The organism is Pseudarthrobacter polychromogenes (assembly GCF_014644495.1).
Lineage (GTDB): Bacteria > Actinomycetota > Actinomycetes > Actinomycetales > Micrococcaceae > Arthrobacter > Arthrobacter polychromogenes.
In genome coordinates, this window is sequence record NZ_BMKU01000004.1 from 225455 (window position 1) to 244888 (window position 19434).

General features: G+C 65.2%; 13 protein-coding genes. 3 read left to right on the forward strand and 10 right to left on the reverse strand.

The features are described 5' to 3' along the window. Positions 1-35: 35 nt before the first annotated feature. The 4 genes from IEX43_RS08600 to IEX43_RS08615 form a co-directional block, all read right to left on the reverse strand. Complete coding sequence (locus IEX43_RS08600; RefSeq protein WP_188810146.1) at positions 36-2618, reverse strand: glycoside hydrolase family 78 protein; 2583 nt, start codon at positions 2616-2618, stop codon at positions 36-38. Positions 2619-2698: 80 nt separating this feature from the next. Next, positions 2699-3529, reverse strand: coding sequence for a carbohydrate ABC transporter permease (locus IEX43_RS08605; protein ID WP_188810149.1), 831 nt, complete (start codon positions 3527-3529; stop codon positions 2699-2701). Next, complete coding sequence (locus IEX43_RS08610) at positions 3526-4455, reverse strand: carbohydrate ABC transporter permease (RefSeq protein ID WP_188810151.1); 930 nt, start codon at positions 4453-4455, stop codon at positions 3526-3528. The genes IEX43_RS08605 and IEX43_RS08610 overlap by 4 nt, the downstream gene beginning before the upstream one ends. Positions 4456-4522: 67 nt before the next feature. After that, positions 4523-5836 carry an ABC transporter substrate-binding protein gene (locus IEX43_RS08615; protein ID WP_188810160.1) on the reverse strand — a complete coding sequence of 438 codons (1314 nt, stop codon included), beginning with the start codon at positions 5834-5836 and terminating at the stop codon, positions 4523-4525. Between the two features lie 199 nt (positions 5837-6035). Between IEX43_RS08615 and IEX43_RS08620 the strand changes: the two genes are divergently transcribed. Both IEX43_RS08620 and malQ read left to right on the forward strand, forming a co-directional pair. After that, positions 6036-7106: a LacI family DNA-binding transcriptional regulator gene (locus tag IEX43_RS08620; protein ID WP_188810162.1), complete on the forward strand. Its 1071-nt coding sequence runs from the start codon at positions 6036-6038 to the stop codon at positions 7104-7106. A gap of 164 nt (positions 7107-7270) precedes the next feature. Further along, the gene (gene malQ / locus IEX43_RS08625) at positions 7271-9508 is read left to right on the forward strand and encodes a 4-alpha-glucanotransferase (RefSeq protein ID WP_188810164.1); all 2238 of its coding nucleotides are present in this window, start codon (positions 7271-7273) and stop codon (positions 9506-9508) included. A gap of 68 nt (positions 9509-9576) precedes the next feature. Here malQ and IEX43_RS08630 read toward each other — a convergent pair whose 3' ends face one another. Next, the gene (locus IEX43_RS08630; protein ID WP_229666384.1) at positions 9577-12585 is read right to left on the reverse strand and encodes an alpha-amylase family glycosyl hydrolase; all 3009 of its coding nucleotides are present in this window, start codon (positions 12583-12585) and stop codon (positions 9577-9579) included. Between the two features lie 363 nt (positions 12586-12948). Continuing rightward, on the reverse strand, positions 12949-13995 hold the full coding sequence (locus tag IEX43_RS08635; RefSeq protein ID WP_188810166.1) for a lactonase family protein: 1047 nt from the start codon (positions 13993-13995) through the stop codon (positions 12949-12951). 95 nt (positions 13996-14090) lie between these two features. Here IEX43_RS08635 and IEX43_RS08640 point away from each other — a divergent pair, with 95 nt between their 5' ends. Then, positions 14091-14957 carry a putative protein N(5)-glutamine methyltransferase gene (locus IEX43_RS08640; protein WP_308422214.1) on the forward strand — a complete coding sequence of 289 codons (867 nt, stop codon included), beginning with the start codon at positions 14091-14093 and terminating at the stop codon, positions 14955-14957. Positions 14958-15000: 43 nt separating this feature from the next. Here the strand turns inward: IEX43_RS08640 and IEX43_RS08645 are convergent, their stop codons facing one another. The 4 genes from IEX43_RS08645 to IEX43_RS08660 all read right to left on the reverse strand — a co-directional run bounded on the left by IEX43_RS08645 (position 15001) and on the right by IEX43_RS08660 (position 19382). Next, a complete protein-coding gene (locus tag IEX43_RS08645) occupies positions 15001-15636 on the reverse strand; it encodes a maleylpyruvate isomerase family mycothiol-dependent enzyme (protein WP_188810188.1) in 636 nt (211 codons plus the stop codon). Between the two features lie 240 nt (positions 15637-15876). Next, complete coding sequence (locus IEX43_RS08650; RefSeq protein WP_188810190.1) at positions 15877-17967, reverse strand: HNH endonuclease signature motif containing protein; 2091 nt, start codon at positions 17965-17967, stop codon at positions 15877-15879. A gap of 557 nt (positions 17968-18524) precedes the next feature. Then, on the reverse strand, positions 18525-19004 hold the full coding sequence (locus IEX43_RS08655) for a YtxH domain-containing protein (RefSeq protein WP_188810192.1): 480 nt from the start codon (positions 19002-19004) through the stop codon (positions 18525-18527). 111 nt (positions 19005-19115) lie between these two features. Continuing rightward, the gene (locus tag IEX43_RS08660; RefSeq protein ID WP_188810194.1) at positions 19116-19382 is read right to left on the reverse strand and encodes a GlsB/YeaQ/YmgE family stress response membrane protein; all 267 of its coding nucleotides are present in this window, start codon (positions 19380-19382) and stop codon (positions 19116-19118) included. Positions 19383-19434: the final 52 nt, after the last annotated feature.

Genomic DNA, 19434 nt, shown 5'->3' on the forward strand with positions numbered 1-19434 from the left:
CTGTTGCAGGCTGAGGGAAGAAGTGGCAACGTCCGTTAGGAGACGCCTTCCACAACGTATTCGAAGCGCCCGGGTCCGACGTCCGCCGGCGCGTGCCCGGGCAGTTCCACCCGGGCGTTGGTTCCGGTGGGGACCTCGATTTCCACGCTGTGTCCGCGTCCGTCGCGCTTCCAGGAGATGGCTGCCCGGCCGTACGGCGTCTCGTGGGCTGCGGAAGCGGAGCTGAGCCCGCCACCCGGCTGGGGACGGAAGAGAATCCGCCGGTATCCCGGCTCAAGGGGAGCCAGGCCGGCCACGGAGCGGTGCATCCAGTCCGCCACGGCGCCCAGTGCGTAGTGGTTGAAGGAGGTCATCTCCCCGGGGTTGACCGTTCCGTCCGGAAGCAGCGAATCCCAGCGTTCCCAGATGGTGGTCCCGCCCTGCCCCACGGAGTAGAGCCAGGACGGGCACTCCTTCTCCAGGAGCAGGTCGTAGGCCGTCTCCAGTTCACCAACGCTTGTGAGCGCGTCGGCAATGACCGGAGTCCCCGCAAAACCGGTGGCGATGCGGTTGCCGGCCTCCCGGACAAGTTCGGCGAGGCGTTTACCGGCCAGTTGGCGGAGCTCCGCGCTCGGGAAGAGGTCAAAAACGATGGCAAGTGCGTAGGCGGTCTGCGCGTCGCTGGTCATGCGTCCATCCGGAAGGATGTATTCCTTGGCGAAAGCTGCCGAGGCCGCACGGGCAAGTTCCAGGTAGCGAAGCTCGTCGTCGGCCTTGCCCAGTACACCGGCCATCTTTGCCAGGTGCCGTGCCGACCAGGCGAAGTAGGCGCTCGCGACGAGGTGGCGGTCGGTCTTGGCCTCACTCGGCTTCTCTGGCGGGGCGCTGGGGTCAAGCCAGTCGCCAAGCTGGAAGCCTGTGTTCCACAGATGGCTTCCGCCGGCGAGCGAGTCCAGCAGGTCCACCCAGGCCTTGGCGCTCTGGTACTGGTCGGCCAGGACCTTCGCATCATTAAACCGCTCGTAAAGCACCCAGGGCGTCAGGACGGCGACGTCACCCCAGACCGCCCCCGGCCGTACGGGCGTCCAGTAGTCACCGCCGGGGATCACCGGCACGTACCAGGGCACTGTCCCGTCCGGCGCCTGTTCCGCCGCCACGTCCTTGAGCCAGGAAGAGAGCATGCCTGAACAGTCATAGAGGAAGGTGGCGGTGGGGGCAAAGACCTGCAGGTCACCGGTCCAGCCCAGGCGCTCATCCCGCTGGGGGCAGTCCGTGGGGATGTCCACAAAGTTGCCCTTCATGCTCCATCGGACGTTCTCATGCAGCCGGTTAAGGTCCGGGTCTGAGCATTCAAACCATCCGGTGCGGGCCATGTCGGTGTGGTAAACCCGGGCCAGGACGTGGTCCGCCACTTCCCCGCCGGTCCAGCCGCTGATCTCGGCGTAACGGAACCCGTGGAGGGTGAAGCGGGGCTCCCACGTTTCGCTTGGACCGCCAGCCAGCGTGTACACGTCTGTGGCGGCCGCACCCCGCAAAGGACGGGTGTAAAGCTCACCGTCCTGGAGGACCTCGGCATGGCGGATGGTGATAGTCGTCCCGGCTTCGCCCTGGACGTTGACCTGCAGCCGCCCCACGAGGTTTTGCCCGAAGTCCAGGATCAGTTTCCCCGACGGAGACGTGGTTACGTTCACCGGCCGCACTTCGTCGGTGCACCGGACGGGCGGACCTTCGGGGGCCACCAGTGTGGCGGGGTCGCGGTGGACTTCGACGACGGGATGCCATCCGCCGTCGTCGAATTCCGGCAGGCTCCAACCGGCCTGCAGCAGCCTGGCGTCGTACTCCTCACCCTCGTAAAGACCCGTGAACAGAATGGGTCCGAAGGAGGCTTTCCACTGCCCATCCGTACCCACCACGGTGACGGACCCGTCGTCGTGCGTTACCCGAAGCTGCGCAAGGAGGGCGACCTTGTCACCGTAGAGGTTGCGGTACCCGCCGTTGAATCCAAAGCGGCCGCGGTACCAGCCGTCCGCCAGCCAGGCCCCCATCGCGTTTTCGCCTTGGCCAAGGTGCCCGGTGACGTCGTAGGTGTAATAGCGCAGTCGCTCGCCGTAAACGGTCCAGCCTGGCGAGAACGCGTCGGTTCCAATCCTGCTCCCGTTGACTTCCATCTCATACAGCCCGTGCGCGGTGACGTAGAGGCGGGCTGACGCCACCGGCCGGGGAAGCTCGAAAGTGCGCCGCAGCAGCGGCGGGCGCCGGTCAGAGTCGCGGTCCTCGTCCCAGGCAGGGCTGATGGGGGAGGCCACCCAGTCTTCCGGGGAAAGGAGGCCGGTTTCGACGGCGGCTGCCGGGCTCCAGCCGCTTGGTTCCGTGGCTGCCGTTCCCCAGACCCGGACACTTACGTCCGCCCGCTGGCCGGAGCCCAGTGCTTGGGCAGGCCAGGGCTGGAGAACCGATTCTTCGGACTCGAACCGTTCGCTGGTCCAGCGTCCTGCCTCCGTGGTGATGGAGAGCTGGTAGGCGCTCTGCACCCAACCGGGTTCGGCGCGCGTTTTCCAGGAGATCCGTGGTGTTCCGGTTCCGATGCCCAGCGCACCGGGAAGGTGTTCGAAGGTCACGGGTTGGACGATGGCTGTCATGAAAGTGCCCTCTTCCTTGCAGGGTTGATGGACGGGCGGCGGGTGGCCCGTAAAAGAAGTGATGTGTTGGGCGCCGGGTTCTAGCCCTTGACGGCGCCGGCGGTCATGCCGGCCACGATCTGGCGGTTGAAGAACAGGTACATGACCAGCGGCGGGATGGTGATCAGCAGGATGTTCATGAAGAGCAGGTTGTAGGCAGTGGTGAACTGGCTCTGGAAATTGAACAGGGTGAGCTGGACCGTGGCATTGGCGTCGCCAGGAAGGAAGTACAGCGGGTTCTGGAAGGTGTTGAAGATGCTCACCGACTGGACCACGATCACTGTGACAATGACGGACTTCAGCAGCGGGAAGACCACGCGGAAGAACAGCCGGATGGGTCCGCACCCGTCGATGACCGCGGCTTCGTCGAGCTCTTTCGGGATGGAGGAGATGAAGGCCCGGAAAAGCAGGATGCAGAAGGAAATGCCGAAGGCGACTTCGATGAAGATCAGTCCGGTGAGGGTCTTGAACAAGCCCAGGCCCTGGAGCACCCAGATGGTGGGGATGACCGCCGGCGGGATGATCAGGCCGGCGAGGATGAGGAAGTTGATCAGCGGATTCCAGCGGCTGCGGCGGCGCTGCAGCACCCAGGCGACCATGGCGGCGAGGATCACCAGGATGGCCACGCTGACTACCGTGAGGATTGTGCTGTTGATGAAGGCCGTGACCAGCATGAACTTCCTGGCCGAGAGGACTTCCTGGAAATTCTCGACGAAGGAGAAATTGGTGGGCCAGGAGAATTCCAGCCGGTTCGCTTCGCGGCGGTCCTTCACGGCGATGAGGGCCATGAAGAGAAGCGGGACCACGAAGACAACGAAGGTGACGGCTATGGCCAGGATTCCCACACCATAGCGTTTGATGGCGGCGGTCATGCTTCAACTTCCTTGCGGTTCAGGAACATGGACAGGGGCACGATGACGGCGGTGACGATCAGGAAAAGGACGACGTTGCCTGCTGTTGAAAGGCCGTAGAAGCCGGCCTGGTACTGCTTGAAGATGACCGAGGCGATCACATCCGAGGTGAAGCCCGGACCGCCCTTGGTCATCGCCCAGATCAGATCGAAGGACCGTAGCCCGCCAATGAGGGAGAGGATGATGACGGTTGCGGTAGCGGGGCGTGCGAGCGGGAGGGTGATGTTGAAGAAGCACTTGACCGGGCTGGCGCCGTCCATCTTGGCTGCCTCGAAGTACTCGGAGGGGATGGAGACGATCCCTGCGATAAAGATGACGGTGGCCAGTCCCACGCCCTTCCACACGTCGACGAAAGCGACGGACATCAGTGCCCAGGCGGGGTCGGTCAGCCAGGCAGGGCCGTCGATGCCGACGACGGCCAGGGCTTTGTTGATGAGTCCTGTGGAAGGGTCCATCAGGACGGTGAAGACGATGCCTACGCCGATGCTGCTGAGCAGTACCGGGAAGAAGATGATGGAGCGCAGGTATCCGCGGGCGATGATCTGGGAGGTCAGCAGCACCGCGAGCAGCATGCCGAGGACTACCTTGAGGACCGAGGTAACGACGCCGTAGATAAACGTGTTGGTCAGGCCTTTGAGCAGGGCTTCCTCGGAGAAGAACTGGACGAAGTTGTCCATGCCTATCCACGTGAACTCTGTGAGGTTCCAGCGGGTGAAGCTGAAGAAGAACGACGCGAAGGTGGGAACCAGGAACAGCGTTGCGTAAATCAGGGCGGCCGGAAGGTAGAACCAGTAGGGGTAGGCGGACTGGCCGGAGCGGCGTTTTGGCTTTGCCGGGTCGGTACGGCGGGCAGCCCGCGTGGGTGCTGTGGTGGTATTCGTGGTCATGTCAGTGGCTCCAGGATGCCGCCCGGGCCTGGCAGGGCCCGGCCCGGACGGCGGATGGTTTCGGAGGTCAGTTCCAGCCGGGCAGGTTCAGCTGCTTGGCCTGTTTGGTGACGTCAGCGTCGTAGAGGGCGGCGCCGTCCTTTGCGGAGCGGATGCCGGAGCCCACCTCAACAGTGATCTGTTCGAGCGCCGGGCCCTTGACGGGGGAGAGGAACTCGAGCGCGGGGCTGTTCCTGGTTTCGTCATCGAAGAACGGCAGCATGTCCTTCACCGCGGTGGGAACGTCGTCGGGGAGGTCGCAGCCTTCCACGAGGTAGGGGCCGTTGGCTCCCACGGCTTCGGTCTGGGAATCGCAGCCTTCAGTGCTCGCGATGAAGGCCAGGAACTTCTTGGCCTCCTCGACGTTTTCCGTGGATTTGGGCAGGTACACGCCGCCGGGCAGCCAGATGGTCAGCGGGTTCTTCGCCGGGTCATCGCCCGGCAGCGGGAAGAGTCCGATGTCGTTGAGCTGGTCCGGGTAGCTCACCTTCAGCTCCGGCAGGGCGAAGCTGAGGATGGGGTACTGCGCACCATCGCCGTTGGCCAGCTTCTCCAAAGCCTGCGGGTATGTAGTGGAGGCGAAATCCTCGTTGAACAGGCCGGCTTTGTAAGCCTCTTCAAGGTGCTCGAAGCCCTTGATGGCTGCGGGGTCCGTGGCGTACTTGACCTTGTTGGCGGTGTAGTCCTCAGCGAACGTGGGGTTGGCGGCGGCCACGTTTGCAAAGTCGCCCAGGACGAAGAGCTGCGAGGTCCACGTGGTCTGGTACGACTGGATGATCGCTGCAGTACCGGAATCCTTGATCTTGCGGCTGTTCTCCATGAACTCCTCCCACGTCTTGGGGACTGAGAGGCCGAGTTCCTCGAACACCTTCTTGTTGTAGAGGACGGCCCCGGCCGAACCCGTTCCGACGGGCACGCCGTACACATCGTCGCCGGCAGCCACTACGGGCTTGAAGGAGTCGGAGACGTTGTCCATGTAGGGCTCGCCGGTGAGCGGAACGAGGTTCTGCTCCGGGTTGATCTGCTGGAAGAGCGATCCGGTGTTGTAGGAGAACACGTCCGCCATGTCTCCGGTTGCCAGCCTCGTCTTCACGATATTGTCCCCGTCGCCGCCCTGTGGGCGGGTTTCGATTTCAACTCTGATGTCAGGGTTCGCCGCGTTGAAGTCCTCGGCGAGCTTCTCGGCGTAGGTGATGGTGTTTTCAGTGTTGTCGACGAGCCACGTGATGGTCTTCGCGTCACTGTTCCCGCCTCCTCCGGCGGAGCATCCGGTGAGGACCAATGCCGCTGCGGTAACGCTTCCGGCGATGGCCGGCCAGCGCCGCTTGGGGGTGAATATCATCTTTACCTCCTCGTAAAGCCGCAGGTCCTAATGGTCCTGTGGAACGTTTCAAAGCGAATTTTTCCGGGAGGGGAATCGCGGAAAGTGGCTTATGTAGATCGGTCTACGTTTTTACTGTAAGGGAACTCACAATAGGAATCAAGGATTTTCTGTAGATCAGTCTACAATTACTTCTGGGGCAACCAGAGAGGCTGGGGATGTGAACAAACATCCGAAGAGGACGACCATCAGCGACGTCGCGGAACACGCAGGAGTCTCGCGCGCGGCGGTGTCAAAAGTACTTCGCGGGGCATACGGCGTTAGCGACATCATGAAGGCGCGGGTCGAGGCCTCCATGGACGTCCTTGGGTACCGCCCCTCGGCCCTGGCGCGGGGCATGCGCGGCAGGAGTTTCACCCTCGGGGTGTTTGTGGTGGACCTTTCGAACACATTCGTTACTGTGCTGATCGAGGGAATCCGGGCAGAGGCGGGCAGCCGCGGTTATCAAGTGTTCATCGGCGAGGCGAACATGGGTCTCGCGCAGCAGAAGCAGATGATCGAGGCCATGATTGACCGGAAAATGGACGGCCTGGTCCTCATTGCGCCGTTCGGCCCGGACGAGGAGTTGGAGAAGATCGGGCGGATCACGCCCACGGTCGTCCTTGGGCGTCACGGGCCGGGACAGGATTATGACACCGTAGCCAGCGATGATTTGGCGGGCAGCGCCCTGATTGTCGATCATCTGGTGTCCTTGGGGCACCGGCGGATTTCGCACCTGAAGCACGTGGGCACAGAGAAAAACGAAGCAACTATGCCCCAGGTTGTCCGTGCTGACGGATACGTCAAGGCCATGGTCCACCATGGCTTGGATGATGAGATCGACGTCATCGAAACCAGGTGGAACCACCAGGGTGGTGCGGACGCTGTCGACCTCATGCTGGATCGGGATCTCCCTCCTACCGCCGTACACACCGGAACGGACATGGCCGGCTTTGGCGTGCTCTCCCGATTCCATGAGTTGGCGGTTCCGGTGCCGGAGGCTTTCTCCGTGGTGGGCTATGACAACGCGTTTGCGGCTTCGCTTCCTCAGATTTCCCTCACCACTGTGGACCAGTCGGGGTTCGAAATGGGCTCGCTGGCTTCGCGGCTGTTGGTGGAGCGCATCGAGGGCCGCATGGAACCCGTTTCCACCCTGGTCAAGCCCACATTGATGGTCCGCAATACCACCGGCCCCGTACCGGCTGGGAGCCGAGTGAAGCCCGAACTCCTACGAAACGTGGCGCAAGGGTAAGGCGGTCCCCGCATGTGACCAGGCCATAATCCAGGCCTTGGTTTCGTCTCTGCGCCGCCCTGCAATAATCTGAACCAATCGGTTGTGCGCGGGGGTGCAGGCGCCCGGTGCAACAGGCAGCACTGTAAGTTCGGGCGACATCACACCAGACGAGGCGGACCCGCATGACGGCTTCAGACCAGCAGCACCCACAGCGCACAGGGATGCCAACAGACCCTCCGGGGCTTTCGCCCGCGGCGGGCGGGGCTGCTACCGGCGTGGCCGTGGACCCCCATTTGCTCCAGAAACTGGCCGATGCGCATGGCGTGGGCACCTCGTTCCAGGGCTGGGACGGACTGCCGCACAGTGTGGCGGAAGGGACGCTGGTCAAGGTCCTGGCGGCCTTGGGGGTGCGGGCGGACACGAACCAGGCCATCGAGGCCGCATTGGCGGAAGCCGAACTGGCGCCCTGGCGGCGTATGCTGCCTCCCGCCGTCGTCATCCAGCAGGGTGAGCCCGCGCTGGTCCCGGTCCATGTGCGCGATGGCGCCGCAGTGCAGCTGGGCATCGCCCTGGAAGGCGGGGCCGGCTTTGTTGACGCGGTCCAGGAAGACGTCCGGGAACAGCCGCGGGATGTCGACGGCGTGGCCACCCGCCGCATGACCTTCGCCCTCCCGCAGGACCTGCCCTTCGGCTGGCATACCCTGAACGCCCAGGCCGGCGGCGCCAGCGCGTCGGCGACCCTGGTGGTGACGCCGCGCCAGCTCACCACCGCGCAGCCGCTCGAACAGCGCCGTGGCTGGGGGCTGGCCACACAGCTGTACTCCGTCCGGTCCAGGCGCTCCTGGGGGATCGGTGACTTCACCGACCTCGCCGATCTTGCCGCCATCAGCGGCCAACGCGGGGCCGACTATGTGCTGGTCAACCCGCTGCACGCAGCCGAACCCGTGCCGCCGGTGCAGCCGTCGCCGTACTCGCCGTCCACGCGCCGGTTCTTCAACCCGCTCTACATCCGCATCGAAGCTGTTCCCGAGCTGGCGTACCTGAAGCCGCGCCGGCGCGCCGCGGTGGAGAAGCTCCGGGAGGAAGTGTCCGGGCTGAACAAGGATGGCGCGCGGCTGGACCGGAACGCCGTCTACGCGGCCAAACTCCAGGCCCTGGAGATGCTCTACCACGCTCGCCGCTCCCCGGCCCGGCAGGCTGCCTTCGATGAGTTCTGCCGGATCTCCGGGCAGGGACTGGACGATTTCGCGCTGTGGTCCGCCATCCGGGAGGACCTCGCGCCGGATGACCCACTGTGGACCGATCCCGCCTGCGCGCTGGGCACCCCGGAGGCCGAGGCGCTGCGGGAAAAGCTGGGGGACCGGATCGGATTCCACCGGTGGCTGCAGTGGATCTGCGACGAGCAGCTCGAAGAGGCCCAGAGGGCTGCGCTGCGTTCCGGCATGAGGCTTGGGGTGGTTCACGACCTCGCCGTAGGCGTGGACCACAGCAGCGCCGACGCCTGGACACTGCGCGGCGTGCTGGCTCCCGCCACCAGCGTGGGCGCCCCGCCGGACATGTACAACCAGCAGGGCCAGGACTGGGGACAGCCCCCATGGCATCCGGCGCGCCTGGCCGAGGCCGGCTACATCCCGTTCCGGAACATGCTGGCGACGGTCCTGCGGCATGCGGGCGGGATCCGGGTGGACCACATCCTGGGCCTGTTCCGGCTCTGGTGGATCCCGGTGGGTAATGCTCCGGGCGACGGCGCGTACGTGCGCTACGACCATGAGGCGCTGATCGGCATCCTCGCCCTGGAGGCACAGCGTGCCGGGGCCGTAGTGATCGGCGAGGACCTGGGCACCTTCGAGCCATGGGTGCGGGACTACCTCGCTGCCCGCGGCATCCTGGGCACGTCCATCCTCTGGTTCGAGTACGACGGCGACTCCCCCCTTGCGCCCGAAAAGTACCGGACGCAGGCCCTCGCCAGCGTCAACACCCACGACCTTCCGCCTACAGCCGGTTACCTCGCCGGGGACCATGTGGCGCTGCGCAGCGGCCTGGGTTTGCTGGAGCGGTCCGAGGCGGAGGAACGCGCGGATCACAACGCGTCCCTGGAGAAGATGCTCGCCCTGGTCCGGGAACGTGGCTACCTGCCCGGGACAACCGCGGGCGGGCAAGCGGAGACGGAAGAGCAGACCATCGAGGCGCTGCACCTCCTGCTCACCCAGACGCCGTCGGTCCTCCTGGGTGTTGCCCTCGTGGACGCGGTGGGGGAGCGGCGGGTCCAGAACCAGCCCGGCACCACCGAAGCGCTGTATCCAAACTGGCAGGTCCCGCTGGGCGGGCCGGACGGTAAACCGGTGTTCCTTGACGACCTTCCCGGCAACCAGCGCTTCAACACGCTGTTGGCAGCGGTTGAAGGGGCCCTGCGCAGCTAACTGTCCGCCAGCAGCCTGTTGCCGCACACAGCTTGTTGCCGCATTGGCTGTTCGTGAAACGGGTTCCGCTAACCGGCCGTGATCACGTGGGTGAAGTGGTCGTAGCGGAAGGTGGCCGGACCGCCGTCGTGCTCGAACACGATGTTGGCACCCGGCGACGCACCGCCCGCGCCGTAGCTGACATTCCAGGACCGGTCCAGGGCGGCCTTGAATTCATAGGTGCCGGCGGGCAGGGCCGGTGCGGACAGCTTCCACACGAGGTCAGCCGGATCAAGCACGAGCTGTGCCTGGTCGCAGGCCGGCTCCCAGTCGGTGGCGCAGCCAAGCTCACTGTTCATGCTCCCGGCAGCCGCTACGGCACCGGGCTGCTGGGAGGCGTAGACGGCGCTGAGAAGGCGGGTGCTGTTGTCATAGCGGAACGTCACCGGGCCGCCGGGATGGTCCAGCGTGATGTTCGGCCCGTCGAGCGCACCGCCGGAACCGTAGTTTTCTTCCCAGCCGCCGTTCAGCGCTGCCTTGTATTCGTACTGTCCCTCAGGAAGATCCACCGTGAGCCGCCAGATCTTGTCCGCGGGGTCGAGTGCCATCATTGCCTGGGAACATGCCGGGTCCCAGGGTTCGGCGCAACCCATTGCCTGGTTCAGGGAACCGGCCACCGTCACGGAATCGGGCTGCGGTGCTTCGCCCACCGTCACGGTCCGGGTTTCGCTAACCACGCTGAAGCCGGGGCCGCTCAAGGAGGCCCGGTAGGCCACCCTGGTGCCGTCATCGAGCCCGGAGACGTCGTCCTTTGCCGAGTACACGGGCGAGGAATCATCCGTGGCCACCTCGGTCCAGGCGGCGTCCGCCACGCTCCGTTCGAAGGTAACTGTGTGGCTTGCCTTCTCGGGGTCCACGGTGGCACTCAGCTCCACCTCGCCTTCGGCGCTGCTGCCCTCCGCAGGCTTATCCAGCGTCACGATGGGAGCCGCCACGCTCGCCGTGCGTGGCTGCGAGGTGGCGGTGTGCCCGCCATTGTCCAGCACGGTGGCGCGGTACTCCACGGGCGTGCCGGCGTCCAGCGCGGCCACGTCATGGAACACCTGGTACGGGGCGGTGTCGTCAGTGCCGATGGGCACCCACCCGCCGCCTGCTGTCCTGGCCTCAAAGGTGACCTCGTAGAACGAAGAACCGCCGACGTCGGCCGTCACCTTAAGGCGCCCGTTGTCACCGGGAGCCGCTGCCGGGTCCTGGAGGACGACGGCGGGCGCGGCCTTGGAGTGCGGGATCCGTCCGGAGGACTGGTAGACCACGGCGGAGAGCGGCGGGACCGTAACCGTCAGCGTGCCGGACTCCGACGTCTTGGTTTCAGCCGCCGCCTCGCCGTAGATGCGGGTGTAGTTGCGCTTGCCGATGTAGGTGGGCACCTCCGCGGTCTGCGCCTGTTCGCTGTTGTTCAGGGCCACCACGTACTCGCGCTGGTCCCCGGCGTCCGTTCGGGAGAAGGCGTAGATACCCGGGCCTTCGGAGGCGTACCGGTGCTGGTGTGCGCCGTCGCGCAGGGCCGGGTGCTCCCTGGTGAGGGCGGCCAGCTCGCTGATCTTGCGGTACAGCGGGTGCGCGGTGTTGAAGTTGTCGGTGGCGTGCGTGGCATCCGTGCCCAGAAGGTCGTCGTCGAGGTACTCCGGCACCTGGCTGGCGAACAGCGTCTGGCGGGCGTCCTGGTCCCCGCCGGGGCCGGTGAAGCCCTGCTCGTCACCGTAGTAGATGACCGGGTTGCCGCGGGAGAAGTACATCAGCTCGTGGGCGAGCTGGTCGCGGGCCACCTGTTCGGCGTCGGACGATCCGGGGTTGTCCGCGGCGATAAAGCTGCCGATGCGGCCCATGTCGTGGTTCCCGAGGAACGTTGGCAACTGGTAGACGTTCGAGTCCGCGTCCGTGTACCAGTCGTCTCCGGCGAAGAACGTCTCCAGCGTGCGGGCGTCCTGGCTCTTGGAGGCGAAGCTGCGGGCGGCGTCCTGGAAGGGGAAGTCCAGGACGGCCTGCATCTGGTTCCGGGTTGTGTACTGGGAGGTGAAGCTCTTGGTGGTGTCGAAGACCTCGCCGAACATGAAGAACTCGTCCTTGCCCTGGGCTTTGGCGTAACTGAGGACGTCCGGGCCGAACTCCTGCCAGAACTCGTTGTTGACGTGCTTCATGGTGTCGATGCGGAAACCGTCAACGCCGAAGTCGCCGATCCAGGTCTTGTAGATGTCCTTCATGCCGTCCACCACGGTGGGGTGTTCGGTGAACAGGTCGTCCAGGCCGAAGAAGTCGCCGTAGTATGCGTCCTCGCCGACGAAGGTTGTGTCGCCCCGGTTGTGGTACAGCGTGGGGTCGTTCAGCCAGGCGGGAACCTTCAGGTCCGCCTCGCCGTCCTCCAGGACCGGGATGTAGGGGAAGGAGGTCTCCGGGTCGAGTTCCGGAAAGCTCTCAGAGCCGGCGTAGTCGCGGTCGTCGAACACCTCGCCGTCCGCGGTCCTGTACGGCACCTCGTCCTTGGAGGTGTATCCCTTGCGGACGTCTTTCCCCTCGCTGTCCTTATAGCCGATGACATCCGCCGTGTGGTTGGTGATGATGTCGAAGTAGACCTTCATGCCACGGGAGTGGGCCTCGTCGATGAGGGCCTTCAGCTCATCATTGGTGCCGAGGTGCGGATCGATTTGGGTGAAGTCGGTGATCCAGTACCCGTGGTACCCGGCCGACTTATCCTCGGGCTGGACCGCCTTGTTCTTAAAGCTGGGGGTGAGCCAGATGGACGTGGTTCCCAGCCCCTGGATGTAGTCGATTTTGTCCAGCAGGCCGGCCAGGTCTCCGCCGTTGTAGAACCCCTTTTTGGTGGGGTCGAAGCCGGAAACCATGGGGTCGCCGCCCAGTCCGCCGTCGTCATTTGCGGTGGTCCCGTTGCTGAAGCGGTCAGCCATGACGAAGTAGAAGTTCTCGTCCGTGACGGGAGCGCGAAGTGAATGGAAGGCCGACGCCGTGCCGGGGTCCTTGGGGCCAGGTGCGGCGTGGGCGGGGAGGACTGCCGCTGCAACGGCGACGGCGGCGGCCAGCAGCCCGGCGGCTGAACGGAAGGCGGTGGTCTGAAGGGAAGTGCGGGCAGCCGGTGGAGGAGCGGATTGGCGGGGGCGCGCGGACACGCTGGGATGGGTGCGGAGTGACAAGGTGTGAGACCTTCCTGGGAGCGTCGCTGCTGTTCAGGCTTGCCGAGGGAAAACAGGCGGCAAGGAGGAGTGCGGTTCACAGGAAAGCCAGCCTTTCCGTGAGGCACGTCACAACTGTAAGCGCTTGCACCGAATAACTCCAGCGATTGTGCGGGACCATCCCAGCCCAGATGGTACTTCTCCCGCCCGCGCACGCCGGCCCCCCGCCGACCCGCCCGGAATGCGGCAGCGCTTGGCAGCCGCCTGCCCGGGGCCCTAGCCTGCAGGCACCAGGGCGGTGGGCGAGGGGGTCTGGAGATCGTGGACTACTTCTCCCGGGCAGCCCGTGAGGGCATCCAGCGCAAAGGTGGCCACGTTGTCGGACCGCTCATGGGCCACATGGAGCCAGTTACCCCTCACCAGGTGGTGACGCGGCCAGTTTCCACCGCTGGGTGTGTCCTTGACGGGAACCAGTTCCGTCCCGCCGGCACCAACCTCGAGCACGCTGATGATGTTGGAGCCACGCACGCCCACATACGCATAGGAACCTTGGAAGCCGAGGCAGATTTCCGCTCCGGAGTCGTCCGGGAGGCTGCCGCCCGAGGTTGCCGGACCGCGGAAGACCAGCTCGAATGTCCCCGCCTCCGGCCTCACGATGAACACTTCAACGGAGTACTCGGACACCACGAACACGTTTCCGTCATGGTGCTGCACCAGGTGCCGGGGGCCACTGCCGAAGGGGAGGGCAACTTCGTGGTCGGCCACCAGGCCCGTCCCCGGCACGTAGTTCCACACCCGAAGGGTGTCGTGGCCCAGATCCGTCGTCATGATGCGCCCGTCTGCCAGCATCAGGCTTGCGTGGGCGCGGCTCTGCCGGGGCTCACCCGGATTCAGGCTTGCGTGGGGATCCGCCGACGGCGCAGCAGGGAAACGGCCGGTCATCCCGCCGTCGGCATCCAATTCGAAGAGCAGGACGTGGCCGTCGCCCCAGCAGGCTACCGTGACGAACCGGCCCTGCCGGTCCACAGCGACATGGCACGTTGCTTCTCCGGCAGGTTGCGGATCGCCCAGGGGCTCCAGCCCGAAGTCGCCTGAGCGGCGGAAAGCCCGGACCATTTTGCGCTGTTCGGCCACTGCGTACACCACAGGCAGGGTGGGATGAACGGCAACGAACGACGGCGAGTCCGTCTTCGTCGCAGTCCCCAGCCATCCGAGGCGTCCGTCAGGGTTAGCGGCCAGGGCGCCGATTCCGTCAGCACGGCCTCCTCCGTCGGGGGTGTAGGTACCGGTCCAAATAACGGGGTGCTGGGCAGGCAAAGTCATGGGTCCATCCTGCCAACAAATGGATGCTTTGCGGTGCACTTGCCCACTAACATGGGCCTCCAGCCACGCCATTGGCTGCAGGCCCTTGAGAAGGGATGATGATGCGAACTTACGATGCGACTGCCGTGCCCCATACCCTTGCTCCCATTGTGTCCGCCCTGCGGGCAGCGGGCTGCGTTTTCGCGGAAGACGAAGCGCAGTTGCTGGTAGCCGAGGCGCCGGACTCCGAAGCGCTCGCCGAATGGGTGGACCTCCGCGTTTCCGGCATGCCACTGGAACACATTCTTGGGTGGGCGGACTTCTGCGGGGAACGGATCGCCGTGGACCCGGGAGTTTTTGTGCCACGGCGCAGGACAGAACTGCTGGTTCACCAGGCAATATGCCTGCTGCCGGACCGGGTATCTTCACCGCCCCCGATTGTTGTGGACCTTTGCTGCGGGTCGGGCGCGGTGGGTACGGTTATTGCCCGGCTGTACCCGGAGGCGGAACTGCACTCAGCCGATATTGATCCTGCCGCCGTGAACTGTGCCCGCCGCAATGTGGACGCGGTGGGTGGCCGCGTGTATCAGGGTGACCTGTTCGCAGCACTGCCGCCGGGACTTCAAGGACGGGTGCGGATCCTCGCCGTCAACGCGCCTTATGTCCCCACCGAGGCGATAAAAACAATGCCGCCCGAAGCGCGCCTCTATGAATCACGGGCAGCGCTGGACGGTGGCGACGATGGGTTGGACTTCCATCGCCGTGTGGCAGCAGAGGCACTCAAATGGCTCTTGCCTGAAGGGCACCTGCTGATCGAGACCAGTGGACAGCAGTCCGGGCGGACAGCCGGGATTGTGGCTGGGGCAGGGTTCACCGTCCGTACCGTTCATTCTGATGGGCTGGACGGGACCGTGGTGGTTGGTGCGCCGCTTTGTGGCAAACGCTCCCGGTGGGTTCCAGGGCGCCGTGCGCCGTCTTACTGATCAATCCAGGTCCTTAGCCGGTGGCAGGCCGAGTTGCGCCGCCTTAGACCCGCGACCGGAGGATGGGCAAGCCGGGGCCGGCAAGCTCGTCCAGGTAAGGCTTGCGGCCGGCCATGCCCATTACCAGGGCGAGGGTTGAACCGGTGACCATCGGGCCGGAGCCCGCGGCGAACGATCCATCATCAGCGCGTAACTGCAGGCCGGCCGCAATTGTGCCGCTTTCCACGGTGAAGTTTCGTCCAGCAAAAAAATCGGCCACGACGGTCAAAGCCTCAACGCTCGGCCTCCGGGGAAGCCCCAGCGGTTGGCGGATGTCTTGGGCATGCACGACGACTTCGCCGAGGTAGGCCGCAGTGTGGCTTGAGGGCGCCGTGGTACTTCCGATTACCGCGCGGAAGCGCTCGAGGGTCTCGGCAGGTGTCCTGCCGCGGTGCTCGGCCAGCCTGCGCTGGTTGTGGACATCGGGCCGGAAACGCGCGCCCAGTATGCTGCGGAACCACTGCCACTGGTTCAGGCTGGCTGCGGCCGTGAGATGGGCGAGAACCTGCTCAACGTCCCACTGCCCACAGAGACTGCGATGCTGCCATTGCTCCGGGCTGAGCCCAGAGAGGTCTTTTGCCAGCGCGGCCCGCTCAGTGTGGGCCAGCGCCCACAAGTGCTCGCTCGTCGGTGTCGTCATGGAACCCTTTCGGCCGGCGTGAATTGGTGGCGCTCATACGAAGCCGACGTGCCAGCGGCTGCCCGGATGAGACGGGAGGCGCCGCTGCCGTCGAGTCTCTTTCGGCGGCGTGCGCGTGAACCCGGCAACCTCCGTGAAGGCGCTGAGTGTGTCGTTGGGAGGAATACCGAGAAAGACAATATCGGGAATCACGCATCTTCGCCGCCTGGCGTATAGAACAAATCATGGCTTGGAGTCTTCTCACTCCCGCTGTGTTCGCGGGGGCGGGGGTGGCCTGAAGTAGTCGTTTTGTTGGGCCTTTTGGTGGGGGTCGATGTGTTTCGGGGGTGTGTACCAGGGTGTGCCGTGGCGGGTGGTGATGGTCCATTGTTCTTTGTGGATGAGGTGGTGGTGCGCTGAGCAGAGAAGTGCGCCGTTGCTGGTGGATGTGGGTCCGCCGTCTGACCAGTAGGTGATGTGGTGGGCTTCGCACCACGGTGCGGGAATGGTGCAGTTGGGGAAGGTGCAACCTTGGTCGCGGGCAGTGAGGGCGAGCCGCTGGGCCGGGGTAAAGAGGCGGGTTTTGCGTCCGAGGTCCAGGATTTCTCCGTGGCTGCCCAGGACAGCGGGGATGATGTCGGCGTCGCAGGCCATTTTGCGCAGGGTAGCGACGGCCACTGGCCCGGTAAAGACGAAGTTCCCCGACGCGGAACCGGGTGCTGTTCCGGTCGCAGTGTTTAGGTCCGTGCGGGTCCCAGTGCCGCTGCCGACGCCCGCAACTGTGTGCATGCTTGCGTCGATACCGGTGGCTGCGCGTGCGCCTGGGTTCATACCGGTGCCCGCGCCTGCGTCCATGCTTGGGTCCATAACGCTGCCGGTGCCGGTGCCTGCGCTACCCTCGCCTGCGCCGCGCGGGCCTGATTCCAGACCGCCGGAGGGGTCGCGGCGGTGGGGGAAAAGGTCCTTGTAGTTGATGGTGGCAATGATCTGGGGCCGGTTGCCGCCGGTGATTGGCAGGGCATTGGTGGTGAGCCCTGCTTTGACGGCGCTGATAATGCCATCCAGTTGTTTTTGGGGGCGGGTGCGGCGTTCCAGGTCCCAGCCGGACCCAGAGCCGGCGTCGTGCCAGGCAGAGTCCTGCGCGGACCCACTTCCGTCTCCGCTAACGGCGCCGATGACTATGTCCCTTGTACTGCAACTTGCCCTGCCCCTGCCGCCGCCGGCGTCGGAGTCTGTCCCGGTCCCTGTACCGGAACCGGCGTTGGTGTCGGCGCAAGCGCCGTTGGGTACGCCGGCGCCGTTGGGGACGGACGTGCGGGGGTTTGTGGCGGCGTTCATGACCGTGAGGAGGTGTTCGTACTGGTCGGTGGTGGCGAAGATTTCGAGGCGGTGCAGGCCGTGGCGGGGTTTGCGGATGAACGCGCCCTGGGTGTGGCGGAGGGCTTCCTCGGTGGGTTCGGTGCCGTCGGCATCGATAGTCTCGGTCCAGCGCTGGGCCAACCGGGCTACGAAGTCGGGATCGGCGGCGGCCGCGGCGGCGGTGAGATCGTGTTCAATCCGGTCCAGGACATCCGGAGTGGTGTGATGCCGGATCCGGTCCAGCGCAGCGGTGATGATTGTCCCGGCGTAAGAGGACACCGCTGGTGCTGAAGCCCGCTCCGGCGAGACCCCCTTCAGGCCCTCGTCCGTACCTTCGTTCGCGTCTTTGCCCGTATCCGCGCCTGTTTCCTCAGGAGTTGCTGCGCCATCGGCTGGCCCGGCCGTGAGTGGGGTGGCTGCCGGGGAAAGGGCGCTTGCGAGGTGTGGCCGGGCCGGTGGGAGGGGTTCGCCCGTGAGGCTGGTCCCGGGCAGGGCCTGGTCAGCGAGTGCGAGGCGGCGGCGGGCCTCGCGCAGGGGGATCCGGAGCCTGAGACGGAGGAACTCCGCAGTGTTCCTGCACCCGTCGTCGGCCGGCGAAGTCACGACCGGCACTACGCCACTGGTCCCGGTTTCCGCAGCGGGAACGGCTATACCTCCAGCCGCAGTGGCTGCCCTGGGCGTCGGGTCGCTGGGTGCGGGGCGGTTAGATTTCGAGTCGCTGGGGTCCGCGTCGCCCGTTGTGGCCCTGCGCGGCCAGTCGGCGTCTGTCTCCTTGAGTGTTTCAACGCCGTTGTCCCACCCGGTGACCCAGCCCCGGGACCGGGTGGACCGGGCGGCAGCCGCTGCGATGATCGCTTCGCTTCGGGTCCGGTCCACAGCCCCGGCAGCGAGTAGCTGCAGGCATTCAATACTCCGGGCGAGGTCCTCAACCTGGCCGGCGAAGTCGGAAGCCTGGACGTAGCCGGCCGCCGCAAGGGTATCCGGGGCAGCCATCGCCGCAGCATTGAGGAGGTCCCCAATTCCTGCCAGCCCGGCTTGTGGCTGCCCAGCTGCTTCCCCGGCACGTCCGGAGGCGCCATCAACAGCCAATGCCGGGAGCGAATCAGTCCCGGCAGCAGTTTTTGCTGCACTTTTGCCAGCCACTGCAGAGAGGTGGCCCGGGATCACAGGCCGGGTGCCTGACGCAGGTGGAGGTAAGGAACATGCATTGCGGAGCAGGGCGGCATAACCGCCGGACTCTGCAAGCTGGATTCCCATCACCTTCATGGGACAACTCTGCCAACGACCACTGACAAAATGGTCGGCCAAAGCGGCTATGTGGATAACCCGCGAAGCCGGTACCAGCTTGAGCGGGTTATCCACATAGCCGCGGAGCCGTCTGGCAAGTAGCTGTCGAGGTGAATACCCGCTTCAGTGGTCAAGACGCCGCTGGCCGCCGCGTCCCCCAAGGATCGCGACGGCCAGCAAAGCCATTCAGTTGTAGCACAGGCAGGCGTCTATTGCGTTGTCAAGCGGAATCCGCTCTGCCGCAAGCCGCCGGAGCTGCCTGTTTAGGACTTCGAATCAGTTTCGTCCGAGGTGCCGAGGTTCTGGGTTTCCGGGTGCGTACTGTGCGCGGGGATGTGGCCCTCGCCAAGGTCGTCGTCGCCCGGGGTACCGGCAACACGAGTGCCGGTAGTTCCAGCAGCGCCGACTCCGCCCGAAGTACCCGCAGCGCTGGTGCCGGAAGCGCCGGCTGGGGTGGCGTCGTCGGACGTTGGTGACTTCTTCTCACCCGGGGCGCCCTCGCGGTGCATCGCCGAGCCGATGACCGTGCCTGCCCGGCGGGCGGCCTCACTCAACTGGTCCGCGACTTCAGGAGCCTTTTCCTTGATGGTCTCCGTAGCTACGGCAACCTTGTCCTGCACAGGCTTGCTGTCCCAGATGCCGGCGGCCCGGGCCTTGAGTTTGTCGTACGCTGCCCGGCCCGACCGCGATCCGAGTACGTATCCGGCGGCAATTCCTACGCCCAAAAGAAGTTTGTTTTTCATAATGAAATCCTGCTCCCTGAAAAGATTCAGTTCCGGCCAGAGAGGCCGGGAGATAGGAAAACCGGCCTGGGGATGTTGTCCCCAGGCCGGTTTCCCTGGCTGGCGCGGCAGTTAGCTGCGTGCGCCACGCTTGGTGATCATGCCGTATACCAGCAGCACGATAAGTGCGCCGCCGATGGCCAGCAGCCACGTCTGCAGTGAGAAGAACTCCTGCAGTCCTGTGCCGAAGATCATTCCACCGAGCCAGCCGCCGAGGAGTGCTCCGACGACGCCCAGGACCAGGGTGATGATCCAGCCGCCGTCCTGACGGCCCGGGAGGATCGCCTTGGCGATCGCGCCAGCAATAAGGCCGAGAATTAGAAATGCAATGAATCCCATTTTTTGTTCCTCTTCCTAAGTAAAGGAGGCCTCCGGATCCCGGGGGCACTTC